The sequence below is a fragment of the Phenylobacterium sp. genome, from assembly GCF_030651755.1.
Classification (GTDB): Bacteria; Pseudomonadota; Alphaproteobacteria; order Caulobacterales; family Caulobacteraceae; genus Phenylobacterium.
Genome location: NZ_JAUSBZ010000128.1, coordinates 1 through 16450, shown reverse-complemented (window position 1 = coordinate 16450; position 16450 = coordinate 1). Strand labels below are relative to the sequence as shown.

17 protein-coding genes are annotated in these 16450 nt (G+C 67.4%); 7 read left to right on the top strand and 10 right to left on the bottom strand.

Going from position 1 to position 16450, the window contains the following annotated elements; translation table 11 throughout:
• Window positions 1-100 precede the first annotated feature (100 nt).
• The 4 genes from Q7V15_RS11885 to Q7V15_RS11870 form a co-directional block, all read right to left on the bottom strand.
• Window positions 101-622 (bottom strand): CarD family transcriptional regulator, encoded by a 522-nt coding sequence (locus tag Q7V15_RS11885; RefSeq protein ID WP_304755809.1) that lies wholly within the window; start codon window positions 620-622, stop codon window positions 101-103.
• 290 nt (window positions 623-912) lie between these two features.
• Entirely contained in the window at window positions 913-1254 is a 342-nt protein-coding gene (fdxA, locus tag Q7V15_RS11880; protein ID WP_304755808.1) for a ferredoxin FdxA, read from the bottom strand.
• A 120-nt stretch (window positions 1255-1374) separates the two neighbouring features.
• Window positions 1375-1665 carry an RNA-binding S4 domain-containing protein gene (locus Q7V15_RS11875; protein ID WP_304755806.1) on the bottom strand — a complete coding sequence of 97 codons (291 nt, stop codon included), beginning with the start codon at window positions 1663-1665 and terminating at the stop codon, window positions 1375-1377.
• Window positions 1662-4271 (bottom strand): helicase-related protein, encoded by a 2610-nt coding sequence (locus Q7V15_RS11870; RefSeq protein ID WP_304755805.1) that lies wholly within the window; start codon window positions 4269-4271, stop codon window positions 1662-1664. Before Q7V15_RS11870 ends, Q7V15_RS11875 begins: the two co-directional genes overlap by 4 nt.
• A 101-nt stretch (window positions 4272-4372) precedes the next feature.
• On the opposite strand from Q7V15_RS11870, the gene Q7V15_RS11865 reads away from it, so the two are divergent.
• Window positions 4373-4609, top strand: a complete 237-nt coding sequence (locus tag Q7V15_RS11865) for a hypothetical protein (RefSeq protein ID WP_304755803.1) — start codon at window positions 4373-4375, stop codon at window positions 4607-4609.
• Here Q7V15_RS11865 and Q7V15_RS11860 read toward each other — a convergent pair.
• Entirely contained in the window at window positions 4606-5463 is an 858-nt protein-coding gene (locus Q7V15_RS11860; protein WP_304755801.1) for a universal stress protein, read from the bottom strand. The two genes, Q7V15_RS11865 and Q7V15_RS11860, sit on opposite strands and share 4 nt — an antisense overlap.
• 175 nt (window positions 5464-5638) lie before the next feature.
• On the opposite strand from Q7V15_RS11860, the gene Q7V15_RS11855 reads away from it, so the two are divergent.
• The 3 genes from Q7V15_RS11855 (at window position 5639) to rpmB (ending at window position 8999) form a co-directional block, all read left to right on the top strand.
• Window positions 5639-7348, top strand: a complete 1710-nt coding sequence (locus tag Q7V15_RS11855) for a cation:proton antiporter (RefSeq protein WP_304755800.1) — start codon at window positions 5639-5641, stop codon at window positions 7346-7348.
• Between the two features lie 116 nt (window positions 7349-7464).
• Window positions 7465-8421 carry an alpha/beta fold hydrolase gene (locus Q7V15_RS11850; protein ID WP_304755798.1) on the top strand — a complete coding sequence of 319 codons (957 nt, stop codon included), beginning with the start codon at window positions 7465-7467 and terminating at the stop codon, window positions 8419-8421.
• Between the two features lie 278 nt (window positions 8422-8699).
• The gene (gene rpmB, locus Q7V15_RS11845; protein WP_304755796.1) at window positions 8700-8999 is read left to right on the top strand and encodes a 50S ribosomal protein L28; all 300 of its coding nucleotides are present in this window, start codon (window positions 8700-8702) and stop codon (window positions 8997-8999) included.
• Window positions 9000-9197: 198 nt separating this feature from the next.
• On the opposite strand, the gene Q7V15_RS11840 is transcribed toward rpmB, so the two are convergent.
• Both Q7V15_RS11840 and cobT read right to left on the bottom strand, forming a co-directional pair.
• Window positions 9198-10160, bottom strand: a complete 963-nt coding sequence (locus Q7V15_RS11840; RefSeq protein ID WP_304755795.1) for an esterase-like activity of phytase family protein — start codon at window positions 10158-10160, stop codon at window positions 9198-9200.
• Entirely contained in the window at window positions 10157-12115 is a 1959-nt protein-coding gene (gene cobT / locus Q7V15_RS11835) for a cobaltochelatase subunit CobT (RefSeq protein WP_304755793.1), read from the bottom strand. The genes Q7V15_RS11840 and cobT overlap by 4 nt, the downstream gene beginning before the upstream one ends.
• 128 nt (window positions 12116-12243) lie before the next feature.
• On the opposite strand from cobT, the gene Q7V15_RS11830 reads away from it, so the two are divergent.
• Window positions 12244-12423, top strand: coding sequence for a DUF1328 domain-containing protein (locus Q7V15_RS11830; protein ID WP_304755791.1), 180 nt, complete (start codon window positions 12244-12246; stop codon window positions 12421-12423).
• An 80-nt stretch (window positions 12424-12503) separates the two neighbouring features.
• On the opposite strand, the gene Q7V15_RS11825 is transcribed toward Q7V15_RS11830, so the two are convergent.
• On the bottom strand, window positions 12504-13700 hold the full coding sequence (locus Q7V15_RS11825) for a DUF3089 domain-containing protein (RefSeq protein WP_304755789.1): 1197 nt from the start codon (window positions 13698-13700) through the stop codon (window positions 12504-12506).
• Between the two features lie 277 nt (window positions 13701-13977).
• Here Q7V15_RS11825 and Q7V15_RS11820 point away from each other — a divergent pair, with 277 nt between their 5' ends.
• Entirely contained in the window at window positions 13978-14289 is a 312-nt protein-coding gene (locus Q7V15_RS11820; RefSeq protein ID WP_304755787.1) for a hypothetical protein, read from the top strand.
• Between the two features lie 78 nt (window positions 14290-14367).
• Here the strand turns inward: Q7V15_RS11820 and cobS are convergent, their stop codons facing one another.
• Window positions 14368-15372, bottom strand: a complete 1005-nt coding sequence (gene cobS / locus Q7V15_RS11815; RefSeq protein ID WP_304755785.1) for a cobaltochelatase subunit CobS — start codon at window positions 15370-15372, stop codon at window positions 14368-14370.
• A gap of 88 nt (window positions 15373-15460) precedes the next feature.
• On the opposite strand from cobS, the gene Q7V15_RS11810 reads away from it, so the two are divergent.
• Window positions 15461-16333 (top strand): TauD/TfdA family dioxygenase, encoded by an 873-nt coding sequence (locus Q7V15_RS11810; protein ID WP_304755783.1) that lies wholly within the window; start codon window positions 15461-15463, stop codon window positions 16331-16333.
• Between the two features lie 2 nt (window positions 16334-16335).
• Here the strand turns inward: Q7V15_RS11810 and Q7V15_RS11805 are convergent, their stop codons facing one another.
• Window positions 16336-16449 carry a DUF1622 domain-containing protein gene (locus tag Q7V15_RS11805; RefSeq protein ID WP_304755832.1) on the bottom strand — a complete coding sequence of 38 codons (114 nt, stop codon included), beginning with the start codon at window positions 16447-16449 and terminating at the stop codon, window positions 16336-16338.
• Window position 16450 lies beyond the last annotated feature (1 nt).

Genomic DNA, 16450 nt, shown 5'->3' with positions numbered 1-16450 from the left:
AATGCCGGCCCAAAGCCGGCTCAAGTCCAGCCGGGGGCTGGAACGAGAAACGCCCGGCGCGGGGCCGGGCGTCCTCATCGTTCGGTGGGCCTGGACCCGATCAGGCGGCGGCGGCCGCCGCAGCCTTCACCAGCAGGGACTTGTTGAGAATGCTGATGGCGGTGTCGCGGTCGATCTGTTCGATGGCGGCGACTTCCCGGGCCATGCGGTCCAGGGCCGATTCATAGAGCTGGCGCTCGGAATAGGACTGTTCCGGCTGGTTTTCGGCCCGGTGCAGGTCGCGGACAACCTCGGCGATGGAGATCAGGTCGCCGGAATTGATCTTGGCTTCGTATTCCTGGGCGCGGCGGCTCCACATAGTGCGCTTGACCCGGGCGCGGCCCTTGAGCGTGTTCAGCGCCTGGCTGACCACGTCGCCCTCGGCCAGGGACCGGAGCCCAGAGCTGCGCGCCTTGCCGGTCGGCACGCGCAGGGTCATCTTCTCGTGGTCGAAGGTGATGACATAGACTTCAAGCGAAAGACCGGCGACGTCCTGGGTCTCGACGGCCTGCACCTGCCCGACGCCGTGCGCCGGATAGACGACGTGGTCGCCAACCTGGAAATCCAGACCGTTCTTGCTCATTGCGAGACCCTTCAAAATGCGCCCAGCGGCCGATCCGGAGTCACGGAGACTGCGCTCACAGGGACGAACCGGTCCTCGTCGCGGCAGGCGCGAAGTCCGACTATCTCTGAAGCGGAGTAAACCTCTTTAGACACCCTCGCCCTTGGCGGGCGTTATCGGCCGGCGACGGCTCTTCTGTTCAACGACGGGGCAAGCGACAGCCGCCTGCCTCCACGCCAATTATGACCGTAGCATAAAGATGAGCCGAAAGAAAGGCTTGGGGGCCTCCAGGGGCCGTCGGCCTGGGGAGCTCAGGAGCCGCGGCCAGGCTTCTCGCTGAAGTACTTCTCCAGCTTGCCGGTCTCGCGCTCGTACTTCTCGGCGTCAGCCGGGGGCTCGCCCTTGACGGTGATATTGGGCCAGATGCGGGAATATTCCGAGTTAATCTTCAGCCACTTGCCGTCCGGATCATCCTCGGTGTCGGGCTTGATGGCGTCCACCGGGCATTCGGGCTCGCACACGCCGCAGTCGATGCACTCGTCGGGATTGATGGCCAGGAAGTTCTCGCCCTCATAGAAACAGTCGACCGGACACACCTCCACGCAGTCCATGAACTTACATTTGATGCAGGCATCCATGACGATGTAGGTCATCGAGACAAAAGCTCCGGTCGCGACCGATCTGGGCGCGGGGTTTGGAAGGCGCGGGTTTTTCACGGCGCTGACGCGCCTTGTCAACCAGGGGCCATAGCGCGTCTACGGCTGCGGCGCGCCTCAGTATATCTGCAAGGGTGAATAGAGAGTTCGGGCCTCGGCGGGCGGTCCGCGGCGCTCGCCCATGGCCTCCACTCTCACCGCCGTCACCCGGCCCCCGATGGCGAAGACCAGCTGATCGCCGGCCCGCACGGTGCGCGAAGGCTTGTCCAGGCGGTTCTCCTGCCCCGACCGCGTCAGCCGGACCCGCTTGGCTTCGACGAAGGTCGCCGCCAGCGAGCGGGTCTTGAAGAACCGGGCGCGCCACAGCCAGACATCGATCCGGCAGGTCTCGGCGGTCTCGGCGCTCAAGGGGTGGGTCCGACGCCAGGCGCCCGTCTGCGGCGTCGGGGGCGTCGCTTAGGGGCGGGAGCGGCCTTGCTGGACGTCGCTGGCGGTCTCGGAGTTGGGCGGGCAGCTGGCCGGGACGCCGGGGTTTTCAGGGCGGCCAGGACCGCGAAGGGCGAGGCGGTGACGGCTGGGGTCGCGGCCTTGGTCTGGGCGGGGGGATTGCGGCGGCGCCAGGCCTTGGGCTGCCCCGCCGCCGGGCGCGTCGCCGGGGCGTAGCCCAGGGCGCGCAGGATCGACTCGCCTTCGGCCTCGGTCCAGCCCAGCGCGGCCCAGGCCTGGGCGTCCAGCAGGACGGCGCCCGCCTGCCGGGGGGCTGTGCGAAGCCGTTCCTCCAGCAGTTCCAAGGCTTCGACGGGGGCTGACAGACCCGCCACCGCCCGGTGACCGTGGGCGGCCAGCCGCCAGGGCTCAGGCATGTCGGCGGGCAGGGGCGAGAGGCCCTCGGCCGCAGGACGCCAGCCGGCCTCGGCGGCGAAGGCCTGGGCGAAGGCCAGGGCGTCGGGACGCAGGAGGCCCGGCATGAACAGGCTAAACGCGCCGATCCGCACCCCCAGGGCCTTCAGCGCCCGGCGCTCGGCCTGGCTCAGCGCGGCGATCTCCTCGCGGACATGGGCGCGGTCGAGCACGCCCCCCTGTTCGAGCAGGCGATAGGCGATGCCCCGGGGCAGGCCCTTGATGACGCCCTGGGTCACAGCCGCGTCGAGCTTGCGCAGGGGCGCGAGCCTGCGGCCAGCCTCGGCGGCGAGGAAGGCCTCCAGACGTCGCTGGGCTCGCTCGCGGGCGGCGGCCTCGCCCAGCTCGCCAAACAGGCGGACCCGGGGGGAGAAGGGGCGGCCGCCCGAGAGCGCCCCCACCGCCTCGCCCCGCCACAGGACGACGCCATCAGGATTGAGGGCGAAGGCCTCGTCGGCCTCGGCGGCCAGCTTGCCCAATCGCCGGGCGATCTCCGGCCCCACCGCGGCGATGGCCGCAGCGCGCAGGGCCTTGGTCTCCAGGATCGATGCGCCCTGGTCGGCCTCGAAGCTGACGCCCAGCAGCCGGCCCACATACTGGCCCTCCACCGTGACAGCGCCGTCGCCGCCGACCCCGGCCAGCATTTCGTGACGGACCCTCAGGCCCCGCATGAGGGCGCTGGTGCGGCGATCGACGAACCTCGCCATCAGCCGTTCGTGCAGGGTGTCCGACAGCCGGTCTTCCAGTTGGCGCAGCCTGCCCTGCCAGCCGGTGGGATCGACCAGCCAGTCCGGGCGGTGGGCCACATAGGAGAGGGTGCGCACCGAGGACAGCCGTTGGGCCAGCGCGTCGATCTCGCCCTCGGGGCGGTCCAGGTGCTTGTGCTGGCGGGCGATCCAGTCGTCGGGAATGCGCCTTCGCCCCGTGGTCAGATTGTCGAACAGGTCGCGGACCAGGCGCACATGCTCCTCGGCCGAGACCTTGCGGAAGTCCGGCGTCTGGCAGACGTCCCACAGCTTGAACAGGGCGGCGCGGTCGCGGACGCGGGCGACCACGTCCGGATCGCCAGCCAGCTTGCGCAGGGTGATCTCGTCCAGGGCTTCCTGCGCCAGGCGCAGGCCCGAACGCTCCGGGGTGCGGGCCAGGGAGCGCAACAGGTCGGGCAGGGAGTCGAAGTCGAGCTTGGCGTTGCGCCACTCGGCGCCCGTGACGGCCTCGAACTGATGGTTCTCGACGGCCTCGACCAGGTCTTCGTCCATCTCGTCGCAGTCGCCGGTGACGCCGAAGGTCCCGTCGGTGCGGAAGCGGCCGGCGCGGCCGGCGATCTGGCCGATCTCCTGCGGGGTCAGCCAGCGGTTTCGTCGCCCGTCGAACTTCCGCAGGCCGGCGAAGGCCACATGGTCGACATCCATGTTCAGGCCCATGCCGATGGCGTCGGTGGCCACCAGGAAGTCCACCTCGCCCGACTGATAGAGGGCCACCTGGGCGTTGCGGGTGCGGGGGCTGAGCGAGCCCATGACCACGGCCGCCCCGCCGCGCTGCCGGCGGATCAGCTCGGCGATGGCGTAGACCTGATCGGCCGAGAAGGCGACGATGGCGCTGCGCCGGGGCAGACGGGTCAGCTTCTTGGAGCCCGCATAGGTCAGGTTGGAGAACCGCTCACGGCTGACGATCTCGGCGTCGGGCAGCATCCGGCGGACCAGGGGCGCCATGGTAGAGGCGCCCAGCAGCATGGTCTCGTACTTGCCCCGCGCATGCAGCAGGCGATGGGTGAAGACATGGCCGCGTTCGGGGTCGGCGCAGAGCTGGATTTCGTCCACCGCCAGGAACTCCACCTCCCGCGACAGGGGCATGGCCTCGACGGTGCAGACGAAATAGACCGCCCGGGGCGGGACGATCTTTTCCTCGCCGGTGATCAGGGCGACGGAGCGGGCGCCGCGCAGCTTGACGATGCGGTCATAGATCTCCCGGGCCAGCAGCCGCAGGGGCAGGCCGATCATGCCCGAGGCGTGACCCAGCATGCGCTCGACCGCCAGGTGGGTCTTGCCGGTGTTGGTCGGCCCCAGAACCGCCACCAGACGGGACGGCGCCGCGCCCGAGGGACGGTCACTCATGACCTCAAGGTGGGGGCGGAATCACCTGCGGGCAAGCGTGTCTGGAACGTCTGGGTCGCCGATGCCGTTGGTTTAGTGAACTTCACCGAAGGAGCCTTCCCATGACCCGTTTGATGGTGGCGGCGGTGGTCTATCCGATGGCCCAGGCCGTGCTGTTCGGAGCTGGCCTGATCTGCGCCCTTATTCTGGCGCCCGGCCTCAGCGCTCAGGTTTCGATCCCGCTGGTGGTGGTGATCACCGCCCTGATCTCCCTGCCCCTCAGCTGGTTCATCGCACCGAGGATGATGGCGCGGTATCAGAGGCGGCCGATCCCTGCGAACGCTGCACGGCCGGATTAACGTGGCGTAGGGACCACCAGGACGTCGATGTCGGCGAACCTCAGCAGGTCCTGAGACACGCTGCCGAGCCAGGCCTGGGAAAGGGCCGAACGCCCCTGAGCCCCCACGATCACGACTTCGGCGCGGACCCGCCTGGCGATGTCGCGGATGGTCTCGGCCGCCGACAGTTCGATCCGTTCGGCGATCTGATCGGCGAGGGTCAGATTCGCCGTCTTGGACAGGGCGTTGAGTTGAGCCAGGGCCGAGGTGGCTTCCGCCAGCAGATAGTCCTTGCGATGGTCCGCATTGGCGGCCGTGCGGGCCATCAGGCTGTCGGCCGAGGCCTGAAAGGCATGAGCGGCTGAAACCTGGACGGCGTCCAACAGCCCCAGGGCCTTGGCGGTGTCGATGGCGCGTAGGGCGTTCTCGGAGAAATCGGTCGCCAGCAGGATTCGCTCATAGGCGGCGGCTGGCAGGCAATTGGCCATCAGCACGGGCGTGGCGCTGGCGCGAATGATCCGTTCCGCCGTCGCGCAGACAAAGATGTTTCTAATCCGGTCGCGGCGGTAGGGGCCAATGACCACCAGGTCGGCCTCGATCTCCTGGGCGAGGGCGGGAATTTGCTCGAACGGCTCACCGATGGCCAGGCGCGCCTGGCAACGCAGGCCATCGGCCTCCCTGAGACCTCTGGCGAGCTTGTCCAGGAGAAGCTGGCTTTCGCGATGCTCAGCGTCCAGGAGGCTCTCCGCCTGGTCGTCATCCACCACATGGGTCACGACCAGCTCGCAGTCGAACTGCCGGGCCAAGAGCGCGCCGCGGCGGATTGCGCGGTCCGCCCGGGATGAGAAGTCGGTGGCGATCAGGATGCGGCGCATGGTGGATAGCTCCAGGAACACAGAAACGTCACTTAACTCAGCAAGCGGGGCAGCATTGAAGAGAGACCATGCCATGGCCAGGCTTGCCCGGTCCCGGACCTCACAACTTTGTTTGGCTTGGGCCGCAGTTTGGCGGTGCTGTTGGGCCGCCCGAGATGTTTCTGGAGAAGCTTGAATGCTCAACGAGTGGATCGCCGCCTCGGTGTTCAATGAGGTCGCCGCCCTCCTCGTCCTGGCCGCCGGGATCGGCGCCATCGGCCTGGCCCTGCGCCAGCCGCTGATCGTCAGCTTCATCGCCGTGGGCATCATCGCCGGGCCGTCGGTCCTCGATGTGGCCCGGTCAGCCGAGGCCATCGACCTGCTGGCCGAGCTGGGGATCGCGGTGCTGCTGTTCCTGGTGGGCATCAAGCTCGACGTGAAGCTGGTTCGCAACCTGGGTCCCGTGGCCCTGGCCACCGGGCTTGGCCAGGTGCTGTTCACCTCAGTGTTTGGCTTCCTGATCGGTCTGGCCCTGGGGCTGGACGTGACCACCAGCCTCTATGTGGCGGTGGCCCTGACTTTCTCCAGCACGATCATCATCGTCAAACTGCTGTCGGACAAGCGCGAGCTGGAGACCCTGCACGGGCGGATCGCGCTCGGGTTCCTCATTGTCCAGGATATCGTCGTGGTTCTGGCGATGATCGTGCTGTCGGCGGTGGGGGTCGGAGCCGCAGAGGACGCCAGCGCCACCGACGTCCTGAAGGTCTTCGCCGCCGGTGGGGCGATGCTGGGCCTGGTCATGCTGTTCGCCCGCTTCCTCGCCGACCGGCTCACCGAGCGGCTGGCCCGGGCGCCCGAACTGCTGATCGGTTTCGCCATCGCCCTGGCGGCGGCGTTCGCGGCCCTGGGGGAGGGGCTTGGATTTGGCAAGGAACTGGGCGGTCTGCTGGCCGGGGTGGCCCTGGCCTCGACGCCGTTCCGGGACTCCATCTCCGCCCGGCTGGCCCCCTTGCGGGACTTCCTTCTGTTGTTCTTCTTCATCGCCCTGGGGTCGAGCCTGGATCTGGGCGGGCTCGGGGCCAGCGGCTTCGGGGCGGTGGTCCTGTCCCTCTTCGTGCTGGTGGGCAATCCGCTGATCGTCATCCTGATCATGGCGGTGCTGGGCTATCACCAGCGCACCGGTTTCCTGGCGGGCCTGACGGTGGCCCAGATCAGCGAGTTCTCCCTGATCTTCATGGCCATGGGGGTGTCCCTCGGCCATGTGAGCAACGACGCCCTGGCCCTTGTGACCCTGGTCGGCCTCATCACCATCGCCGCCTCGACCTATATGATCACCTATTCGCACCAGCTCTACCGTCTGTGCGAGCCAGCCCTGGCGCTGGTCGGCCGCATCCGCCCTGCCGATCCGCGGCATCAGGCCTCGGCGGAGGACGACCCCGGCGGCGGCTATGACGTGGTGCTGTTTGGCCTCGGCCGCTATGGCGGCGCCCTGGGTCGAGGGCTCGCCGAGGCGGGCTACCGGGTCCTGGGGGTGGATATCAGCCCCGCGCCTGTCCGCGCCTGGCGGGACGCCGGTCAAGATGGGATGTTCGGCGATCTCTCCGACCCGGAATTTCTGTCGGGCCTGCCGCTCGCTGGGGCGGCCTGGGTGGTGGCCACCGTCCGGCTGGAGGCCAATGGGGTGAACCATGCCGATGGCCGTATCGTGCTGATGCAGCACCTGCGGGAGCGGGGCTTTGAAGGGCAGGTGGCCTTGACCTCCAACCGCACGGAGGAGGTGGACCTGCTGCTGGCGGCGGGCGCTGATCTGGTGCTCACGCCCTTCGCTGACGCCGCAGCCCATGGCGTCGCCGAGATCGAGGCCTTTCGGCGGCACGGCACGTCAAGGGACAGCCATGGCGGCTGATCCTGCCAGCGCCTTACCCTGAGACAGGATTGACCGAACGCGGGTCTTGCCGGACGGTCCCTGCGCGTCGGCGCCGAGGGCGCCGCTCACGGGGGCTCAAGGCCATGTTTCGATCCATGCGTCTGATCATCCTGGGCCTGGCGGCCCTTGGCCTGTCGGCCTGCGTGGCCGGCGACATCCCCTACGAGGAGCTGGAGGCGCGCTATGGGAACGCGGCCTCCCGCTATCTGGAGCTGCCGAGTGGCCTGAGGGTGCATTACCGCGATCAGGGTCTCCCTGACGCCCCGGTGACCCTGGTGATGGTACACGGCTTCGCCGCTTCCCTGCACGCCTGGGAGCCCTGGGTGGGGCGGCTTGAGGGAGACTACCGGCTGGTCAGCCTTGACCTGCCAGGCCACGGTCTGACCCGGGCGCCCGAGGGCTACCAGTCGAGCCCTGAGGATCAGGTGGCGGTGGTCGACGCCCTGGCGGCTGAGCTTGGCCTGTCGCCCTTTGTGCTGGCGGGCAACTCCATGGGGGGCGGCGTCGCCTGGCGCTACGCCCTGGCCCATCCGCAGAAGGTGCGGGGCCTGGTGCTGGTCAACGCCGCAGGCTGGCCGCAGGCGGCCGACGCGGAAGGCGGGGGCGACAGCCGGCCGATGGTCTTCAAGCTGCTGGAAAACCCCCTGGGCCGCAGCCTGTTGCGCAACCTGGACCCTCGGCCCCTGGCGGGACGCGGCCTGCGTCAGGCCTATGGGGATGAGGCCCTGGTCACGCCGGACCTGATTGATCGCTATGTTGAGTTGGCGCGGGCGCCGGGCCACCGGGCCATACTGACCGATCCTCGCCGCCGGAGCGCCGCTGCGCCGGTGACGGCGGAGTCCTTCGCCGCCATCACCGTCCCCACCCTGGTGATGGTCGGGGCCTTGGATCAGGTGATTCCTGCAGAACGCGGCGCCGGCTTCGCCCAGGGAATTCCCGGGGCGCGGCTCATCACCTATGCCGATGGGGGGCATGTGCCGATGGAACAACTTCCCGATCGCACCGTCGCAGACCTGCGCGACTTCCTGGGGAGCCTGCCGCCAGCGCCTTAAGGGAGTCAGGAACACGGCCAAAACAAACCAGGACCGAATCGGCGACGTCGCCGGATTCAGCCTTTGTTCCACACAAGATATTGTAGATTGGCAGGGTGAAACCCACAAGTTTGCAGGCATGAGCCGGACACCGAGGCGCTGGCCAAGCCGTCTGTGAGCCGGCCCCCACAGAAGTCGTCGCTGCGCCTTGACGGCAGGTGCGGGTTTCGCCTATATCGCCGGCTCTCTTGTGCGGACCCGTTCCGCGCTTTTTGGTTTCCACGCGAAGGTTGAACACCATGTCGCGCCGTTGCGAACTCACTGGCGTTGGTCCGATGGTCGGGCACAATGTCAGTCACTCGAATATCAAGACCAAGCGTCGGTTCCTGCCGGCCTTGTCTCCGGCTACGCTGCAGTCCGACGCCCTGGGCCAGTCCTTCCGACTGCGCATCAGCAATGCGGCCCTGCGCACCCTCGACTTCCGGGGCGGCCTGGACGTCTTCCTGGTCAAGGCCCGCGACGAGCAACTCTCGCCCCGCGCGCTGAAGATCAAGCGTCAGCTCAAGGCCAAGCTCGCCGAGTCCAAGGCCGCCGCCTAGAGCGCGTTCCGATACGTGGGAACCGGTTATCAGGACGAAACGCGCTCAAGACTTAGAGTTTAGAGCCTGATTCAACGATCAGACGGTTCCGTCTGATCGCATCAGGCTCTAAGGGCGTCAAGCCGACAACGATCATGAAAAGGCCGGTCCTTCGGGGCCGGCCTTTTTCGTTGTGCGCTCGTCCGTGGGCTGAGCCCTTCAGGGCGTCCAGTCGAAGGCCAGCAGCAGGGTCCGCTGACTGGCGCTGAAATTGTCGTCCGAGAGGATATAGAGGCGATAGCCGCCCTGCGGCCGGGGGGCAAAATCCACCCCTTCGAAATTGTCCACGGTGAGTGGCCGGGCCATCTCCATGCGCGCCACCTCCCCGGCGGCGGCTGTGATGGACAGTATGATCCGATTGCCCCGCAGGGGGTCCCAGGCCCGCAGCAGATAGGCGGTCTGGTCGCCGGGCAGGCGGCGCAGGGCCACCAGGCCGAACTCCGGCGACTTGTCGACCTTCGGTCCCGCGACGCAAGGGACCGTGAGCCGGCAGAGCCAGGTCTGTCCTGACTCTTCACCCCCGGCGACATAGGCGTCAGGGCCACGCTCGGGATCGGCGGCCAGGGCCTCCAGGCCGCCATTGGGGGGGAAGACAGCGTCAGGCGCTGGGACCGCGCGAGGCGGGCCCCCATCGCTCGGATAGAGCCAGATCCGGGCCCGCCGCTCGAAACTCACCAGACGATCGCCGCTGGCCAGGATCGCCAGGCCCTCGGCGTCGGACATTTCCTTGTTGGGCAGGGGCCGGCCGTCGAGACCGCTCAGGGGGCTCAGGGTCACGTCGGTGAGACCGACAAGGCGATCGTTCTCGAACCGAAGCTGACCTTCGATCAGATCGCCCTCATCGCTGATGGCCACCAGACGCCCGTCCTCGTCCACCGCAAGGTCGGAGAGGCCATGGAAACGTGAGGTGTCCGGGGATGAGAGCGCGAGCCCGCCAGCGTAGACAAATCCTCCGATGGCGATCTGTCCTGGCGCTTCGGGGTTCAGGGGTACGGCCGCCGCCTGCACGGTGATCGACGATCCAGCCGCCACGGGGGCCGCGGGCAGGGCGGGGGGCGAGGGCGCGCAGGCCGCGAGCCCCACCAAAGCGATCAGGACGCCAAGACGGGGCAGGGGGCTCATGCCAGGGCTCTCCGGACTTCCTTGAAGGTTGAGCCGCGGCCAGAACCGGGACCCGATGGTCCCTGGGTGCTGGGGGGCGGAGCCAACAGGTTGGCGGTGGCCCGGCTCGACTTGCGAATCTCCTCGTCGAACAGTTCGGCCAGCTGATCGACGATGACGCCGGCCAGTTGCTCCACATCGACGATGGTGACGGCCCGACGGTAATAGCGGGTGACGTCGTGGCCGATGCCGATGGCGATCAGCTGCACGGGACTCTTGGTCTCGATCTCCTCGATCACCTCGCGCAGGTGGCGTTCGAGATAGTGGCCGGAGTTCACCGAGAGGGTCGAATCATCCACTGGCGCGCCGTCGGAGATCACCATCAGGATCCGGCGCTGCTCGGGCCGGCCCATCAGTCGCTGGTGCGCCCACATCAGGGCCTCGCCGTCGATGTTCTCCTTCAGCAGCCCCTCGCGCATCATCAGGCCGAGATTACGCCGGGCGCGGCGCCAGGGGGCGTCGGCGGCCTTGTAGATGATGTGGCGCAGATCGTTCAGCCGGCCGGGCTGGGCCGGCTTGCCGGCCTTCAGCCAGTCCTCGCGGCTGGTTCCGCCCTTCCAGGCCCGGGTAGTGAAGCCGAGGATCTCGGTCTTGACCCCGCAGCGCTCCAGGGTGCGGGCGAGGATGTCGGCGCAGACGGCGGCGACCATGATCGGGCGACCGCGCATGGAGCCGGAATTGTCGATCAGTATGGTGACGACCGTGTCGCGGAACTCGGTGTCCTTCTCTTCCTTGAAGGACAGGGGCGCGGTGGGGTCGACAATCACCCGGGTCAGGCGGGCGACATCGAGAATCCCTTCCTCCAGGTCGAAGGACCAGGAGCGGTTCTGCTGGGCCATCAGCTTGCGCTGCAGCTTGTTGGCCAGGCGCGAGACCACGGTGGACAGGCTGGCGAGCTGTTGGTCGAGATAGGCCCGCAGTCGCCCCAACTCCTCGGCCTCGCACAACTCCTCGGCCGCGACGATCTCATCATGGGCGGTGGAGAAGACCTTGTAGGTCGGCGTGCGGGCGTCGGCGCGGGGATCGGGACGGGACGGCTGTTCGCCCTCGCCCATGTCCGGCTGATCGTCAGTGTCCTCGGCGTCAGGGTCCTCCTCGGCCGACATCATCTGACTGTCGGTCTCGTCGCTCTCGCGATGGGTGGACTCGCTGTCGTCCATGGCGGTCTGTTGCGGGGATTGCTCCTCGCCCTCGCCGCCGTCCTGGTCCTCGGCCGATTCCGACTCCGCGTCCTCGCCGCCCTCCTCGTCCTCGTCGGGCTGTTCGGGGGCGTCGGACAGGTCATCGCCCATGGACAGGTCGCGCAGGATGGCCTTGGCCACCTTGCCGAAGGCCTTCTGGTCCTGGAGGTTGGCGGCCAGCTTATCCAGGTCGGGGCCGGCCTTGGCCTCGATCTCATCGCGGAACAGGTCCACCAGCGGCCGGGCTGACGGCGGCGGCGCCTCGCCGGTCAGACGCTCGCGCACCATCAGGGCGACGATCTCGTCCATTGGCGGGTTGGCCTGGGCTTCGATCGGGTTGAAGGGCTTCTTGGCCCAGGCCTGGTCGAGGGCCGCGCGAAGGTTTTCTTTCACCCCGCCCAGCGCGTTGGCGCCGATGGCCTGGGTCCTGGCCTGCTCGATGGCGTCATAGATGGGCCCGCCCTGGGCCGATTGGGGCCGCCCCTTGGCGTGGGCGGCCTCGTCGTGGTGGGCCAGCCTCAAGGCCATCTGATCGGCTATGCCCCGCAGGCGGGCAGCGTCCTCAGGCCCCAGGTCCCGGGGCGGGTGGGGCAGGATGGCGCGATTGCCCTGCAGTTGCGGACCCTCGCCGGAGAAGACGATCTCCAAATCGGGGGACTCGGCCAGGGAGCGCGCGGCGTTCGCCAGAGCGCGCTTGAACGGCTCGACGGGGCTTTCGGGAGGGGACTTGGCCATCGCCCCCTAGATAAGGCGCCGCAAGGCCTGGGGGGAAGGGGAAGATATTCTACGGTCAGGCTTCGGAACGGGGCTGTAGGCCTCTGCGTTGTCCTGGTCACACTGATGGCTGTTCTGGAGGCGACCCCATGCTGAAATGGGCACTAATTTTCGCACTTATCGCTCTTGTGGCCGGCGCCTTGGGCTTCGGCGGCATCGCCGGCGCGGCCGCGGGGATCGCCAAGATCCTGTTCTTTATCTTCCTGGTCGGCTTCGTGATCTTCCTGGTCCTGGGCGTGATGGCCGGGAAAAAGATCACCGGCGGCTAACCACGCCGCCGCCGGAAACGACGACGGCCGCCGCTCAGGTTTGAGCGGCGGCCGTTTTCATGGGCGCTGGGCCCGATGGTTCAGTTCTGGCGGCTGGCGAGCCAGGCTGCGCCCTGGGATTCCACCAGGCCCAGGATGTCACCCATGGCCAGGTTCACATCGATGAGGTGCAGGCCCCAGTCCTGGGCGATCACACCATCCTGAACCACGTCTCCAGAAATGGTGTCGGTGCGCGGATCAGCCGGGTCGGCGTTCACGGTGACCGCCAGATAGTGGAAGCCGTCCTGCCGCACGCATTCGCCGCTGAGCAGGCCGGGAACCGAGACGAAGGGAGTCGTGACCGCGGCCCCGTCCTTCACCCAGGGCTGGGGCTCTTCCGAAGAACCTAGAAGATTGCCGCTGCTGGCCAGATAGGCGTGCAGGGTGGCCTTGCCCCCAGCCAGGGCGGCGGGGTTCACACAGGCGGCCTCCATGGTCTGGGCCTGGGGCGGCGCCACGCCAAACCGGGAATTGGCCGGCGGGGGAGCCTCGGCGCGGAAGCTCACATAGGCCACCGCGCAACCGGTCTGGTCAGTGGCCTCGCACAGCGGGATCGACTTGAAGGTCCCGGTCTTGCCGCCCTTTTCCACCGGCAGATTGGTCCCGATCAGGAAGGCCGAGACCAACTTGTCCTGGACAGGCTTGCCATCGATCTCATTGGCGATGAGTTGGGTGAGGACGCCGGCGCCCTGGCTGTGGCCGATCAGGACCACGCCGCGGCCATCGTTTTCGTGAGCCAGATAGTGGTTCCAGGCGTCCACCACGTCGAGATAGCCAGTGTTGGGTCGCGGCCCGCCGGCGGGCAGGGCGCCGCCCGTGACCAGGGCGCGCAGGGCCGTCAGGGTGAACTGGCGGTACAGCGGCGCATAGACCCGGCATTGGGCGCCCAGACGGGAGAGCTGCTGCTCGACCACCCGACGCTCTTCGTCATTGGCGATCATGTCGCTGACGACGCCGGGGTCATTGGAGACGGTGGGATAGACGTAGAAGCAGTCGATCGGGGCCGACGGATTCACCGCCCAGGTCTCCGTCGTCATGGCGCCGCTCGCCGCGATCACCGTGGCGGTGTTGTCTCCGGCACAGGCGTCGTCCCGGCCGGGCCAGCAAAGCCAGCTCGACTTGTCGGCATAGTCATTCTTGGCGAGTGCGGCGTCCTGCGCCTGGGCCTGCCAGACCCCGGCGGCCAGGGCCAGCGCCCCCGTCGTGGCCGTCAAAACGGCGAACATCTTCCTGGACATGTTTTCCCCACGTGCAAATCGGTTTGCATCAATGGGCCGGACCATCGCCCAGGCCAACTGGCCCGTCCAGAGCTCAGCCTCGCTCCACGGGCAGGGTAAAGGCTAGAATAATATCAGCATAGGGACGGAAATGGTCATGCGTCCGGAGCCTGCGGACGATGGCGGCGTCTTGTCGCAAATGTGACGTTCGCACGTCATAAAACCTTCACAAGCCGCCATGCTCGTGAGAGCCTTTTGGCAAGTCGAGGCGCTGACCTCGCCATAAGTGGAGGAAACTATGAGAATTCTTGTCCTCGCAGGCGCTGTCGTCGCCCTGTGCGCCGGGTCGGTCCAGGCCGCTCCGCTGGCCACCGCGCAGGCCGCGGGCCAGGACGCCGCGGCCCGTGAAGCCGTCAACGAGAAGGCCGAACGGGTGGTCTATGTGTGCGACCGCTCTGAACTGACCCGCCGGGCCTTCGCTCGCGAGCATGGGGAGGTGAAATTCGTCACCGCCGAGCAGGCCCTGACCGGGGCTGCCGACACCTGGGCCGCCCCCCGTTGCGTCAGCGAGGTCGAGCCCGCCAAGCTTAACGCCAGGCTCGGCCGGTAGGGCCTCACCGTTCGCCTCAACGAAAAACGGCGGCCTGCGAAGGCCGCCGTTTCTGTATCTGCTGGACGCCGGCGGCTATCAGGCCACCCGCACCCGAGCTGTGCTTTCGGGCAGATCCTTGCCGAAGGCGCGCTGGAAGAACTCGGCGACGGTGCCGCGCTCCAACTCGTCGCACTTGTTCAGGAAGGTCATGCGGAAGGCCAGCGCCACGTCGCCGCCGAAGATCTCGGTGTTCTGCGCCCAGGTGATCACTGTCCGCGGGCTCATGACCGTGGAGATGTCCCCGTTCATGAAGGCGTTGCGGGTCATGTCAGCCACCCGGACCATGGCGTTGATCGTGCGGCGGCCTTCGTCGGAGTCGTAGTTGGGCGACTTGGCCAGGACGATCTCGGCCTCGGCGTCGTGGTCCAGGTAATTCAGCGTGGTGACGATGGACCAGCGGTCCATCTGGCCCTGATTGATCTGCTGGGTGCCGTGATAGAGCCCCGTCGTGTCTCCCAGACCAATGGTGTTGGTGGTGGAGAACAGGCGGAAATAGGGGTTGGGGCGGATCACGCGGTTCTGGTCCAGCAGGGTCAGCTTGCCCTGCGCCTCCAGAATGCGCTGGATCACGAACATCACGTCCGGGCGGCCGGCGTCATATTCGTCGAACACAAGCGCGATCGGCCGCTGCAGCGCCCAGGGCAGGATGCCCTCGCGGAATTCGGTGATCTGCTTGCCGTCCTTCAGGACGATGGCGTCCTTGCCCACCAGATCGATACGACTGACATGGCTGTCGAGGTTGACCCGGATCAGCGGCCAGTTCAGCCGGGCGGCGACCTGCTCGATATGGGTCGACTTACCGGTCCCATGATAGCCCTGGATCATCACCCGGCGGTCATAGGCGAAGCCCGCGCAGATGGCCTTGGTGGTCTCGGGATCGAACCGATAGGTGTCGTCGATCTCCGGGACATGGCTGTCGCGGTGGGAAAACGCTGGCACGCTCATATCCATGTCGACGCCGAAGGTCTCGCGCACGGACACCTTCTTGTCAGGGACAAGGGTCAGCAGTTCATCATCGTGGGTCTGGGAAAGGGAGGTCATGACGAGGTTCGCATACAGGGTTACGCCCGCAAAGCAAACGTGTGTTTCATAGGGCGCCGATCAAAAACAACGAGGAGACGCCGGCGCCATGCTCGACAGGGTTCATACGCAGAATTCGAACATTGACGTGACCCCGACGGCCTCGGGTTTCGGCGCCGTCGTCACCGGTCTCGACCTCTCGAATCCCCTATCTGCGGGGGTCATGGACGCGGTCCGGCAGGCCTGGGCCGACCACGGGGTGCTGAGCTTCCCGGACCAGCCGCTCAGCCTGGACCAGTTGGAGGCGGTGACCCTGCAATTTGGGCCCTTCGGCGTAGATCCGTTCATCGCCCCGATGCCGGGCCGGCCCAATGTGCTGGAACTGCGCCGGGAGCCGGACGAAAAGGCGACCAATTTCGGGGCCGGCTGGCATTCGGACTGGAGCTTCCAGCCCACGCCCCCGGCGGCGACGCTGCTGCATGGCCAGGTGATCCCGCCGGTGGGCGGTGACACCCTGTTCGCCGACTGCGCCGGGGCCTACGCCGTCCTGTCTCCAGTGATGCAGGACATGCTGGCGCCGCTGCGCGCCATCCACAGCGCCGGCCGCGCCTATGGGACCAAGGGCGTCTTCGCCCGGGAGACCGAGACGCGGGCCATGCAGATCATCGTGTCTGAGGAGGCCGACAAGACCCACACCCATCCGCTGGTGCGCACCCACCCGGTGACCGGTGAGAAGGCCCTGTTCGTCAGCCCGGTCTACACCTTGGGGATCGAGGGCATGACCCCGGCCGAGAGCCAGGCGGTTCTCGGCTTCCTGTTCGCGCATATGACGAAGGACGAGTTCATCTTTCGCCACCGCTGGGCCAAGGACACTCTGCTGATCTGGGACAACCGCCGCACCATACACTTGGCGGAGGGCGGCTATGACGGCCACCTGCGGGTCATGCACCGCACGACAGTGGCCGGTGAGGTTCCGGTCTAGGGTCAGCGGCGTTTCAGGTTCTGTTCGGCCTCAGCCCGCCGCCAGGGCCAGCGACCCTGAATTTCGGTTTCCAGGGCGAAGCTGAGGAAGGTTCGGATCAGCACGATTGCGGCCAGC

Excerpts from the sequence above, each read along its gene's own strand:
- Q7V15_RS11850 (WP_304755798.1), top strand. The coding sequence starts at position 7,465 with ATGCGTCTGATCATCCTGGGCCTGGCGGCCCTTGGCCTGTCGGCCTGC.
- Q7V15_RS11865 (WP_304755803.1), top strand. The coding sequence starts at position 4,373 with ATGACCCGTTTGATGGTGGCGGCGGTGGTCTATCCGATGGCCCAGGCC.
- rpmB (WP_304755796.1), top strand. The coding sequence starts at position 8,700 with ATGTCGCGCCGTTGCGAACTCACTGGCGTTGGTCCGATGGTCGGGCAC.
- Q7V15_RS11830 (WP_304755791.1), top strand. The coding sequence starts at position 12,244 with ATGCTGAAATGGGCACTAATTTTCGCACTTATCGCTCTTGTGGCCGGC.
- Q7V15_RS11870 (WP_304755805.1), bottom strand. The coding sequence starts at position 4,271 with ATGAGTGACCGTCCCTCGGGCGCGGCGCCGTCCCGTCTGGTGGCGGTT.
- Q7V15_RS11860 (WP_304755801.1), bottom strand. The coding sequence starts at position 5,463 with ATGCGCCGCATCCTGATCGCCACCGACTTCTCATCCCGGGCGGACCGC.
- Q7V15_RS11820 (WP_304755787.1), top strand. The coding sequence starts at position 13,978 with ATGAGAATTCTTGTCCTCGCAGGCGCTGTCGTCGCCCTGTGCGCCGGG.
- Q7V15_RS11840 (WP_304755795.1), bottom strand. The coding sequence starts at position 10,160 with ATGAGCCCCCTGCCCCGTCTTGGCGTCCTGATCGCTTTGGTGGGGCTC.
- cobS (WP_304755785.1), bottom strand. The coding sequence starts at position 15,372 with ATGACCTCCCTTTCCCAGACCCACGATGATGAACTGCTGACCCTTGTC.
- fdxA (WP_304755808.1), bottom strand. The coding sequence starts at position 1,254 with ATGACCTACATCGTCATGGATGCCTGCATCAAATGTAAGTTCATGGAC.
- Q7V15_RS11855 (WP_304755800.1), top strand. The coding sequence starts at position 5,639 with ATGCTCAACGAGTGGATCGCCGCCTCGGTGTTCAATGAGGTCGCCGCC.
- Q7V15_RS11825 (WP_304755789.1), bottom strand. The coding sequence starts at position 13,700 with ATGTCCAGGAAGATGTTCGCCGTTTTGACGGCCACGACGGGGGCGCTG.
- Q7V15_RS11810 (WP_304755783.1), top strand. The coding sequence starts at position 15,461 with ATGCTCGACAGGGTTCATACGCAGAATTCGAACATTGACGTGACCCCG.
- cobT (WP_304755793.1), bottom strand. The coding sequence starts at position 12,115 with ATGGCCAAGTCCCCTCCCGAAAGCCCCGTCGAGCCGTTCAAGCGCGCT.
- Q7V15_RS11885 (WP_304755809.1), bottom strand. The coding sequence starts at position 622 with ATGAGCAAGAACGGTCTGGATTTCCAGGTTGGCGACCACGTCGTCTAT.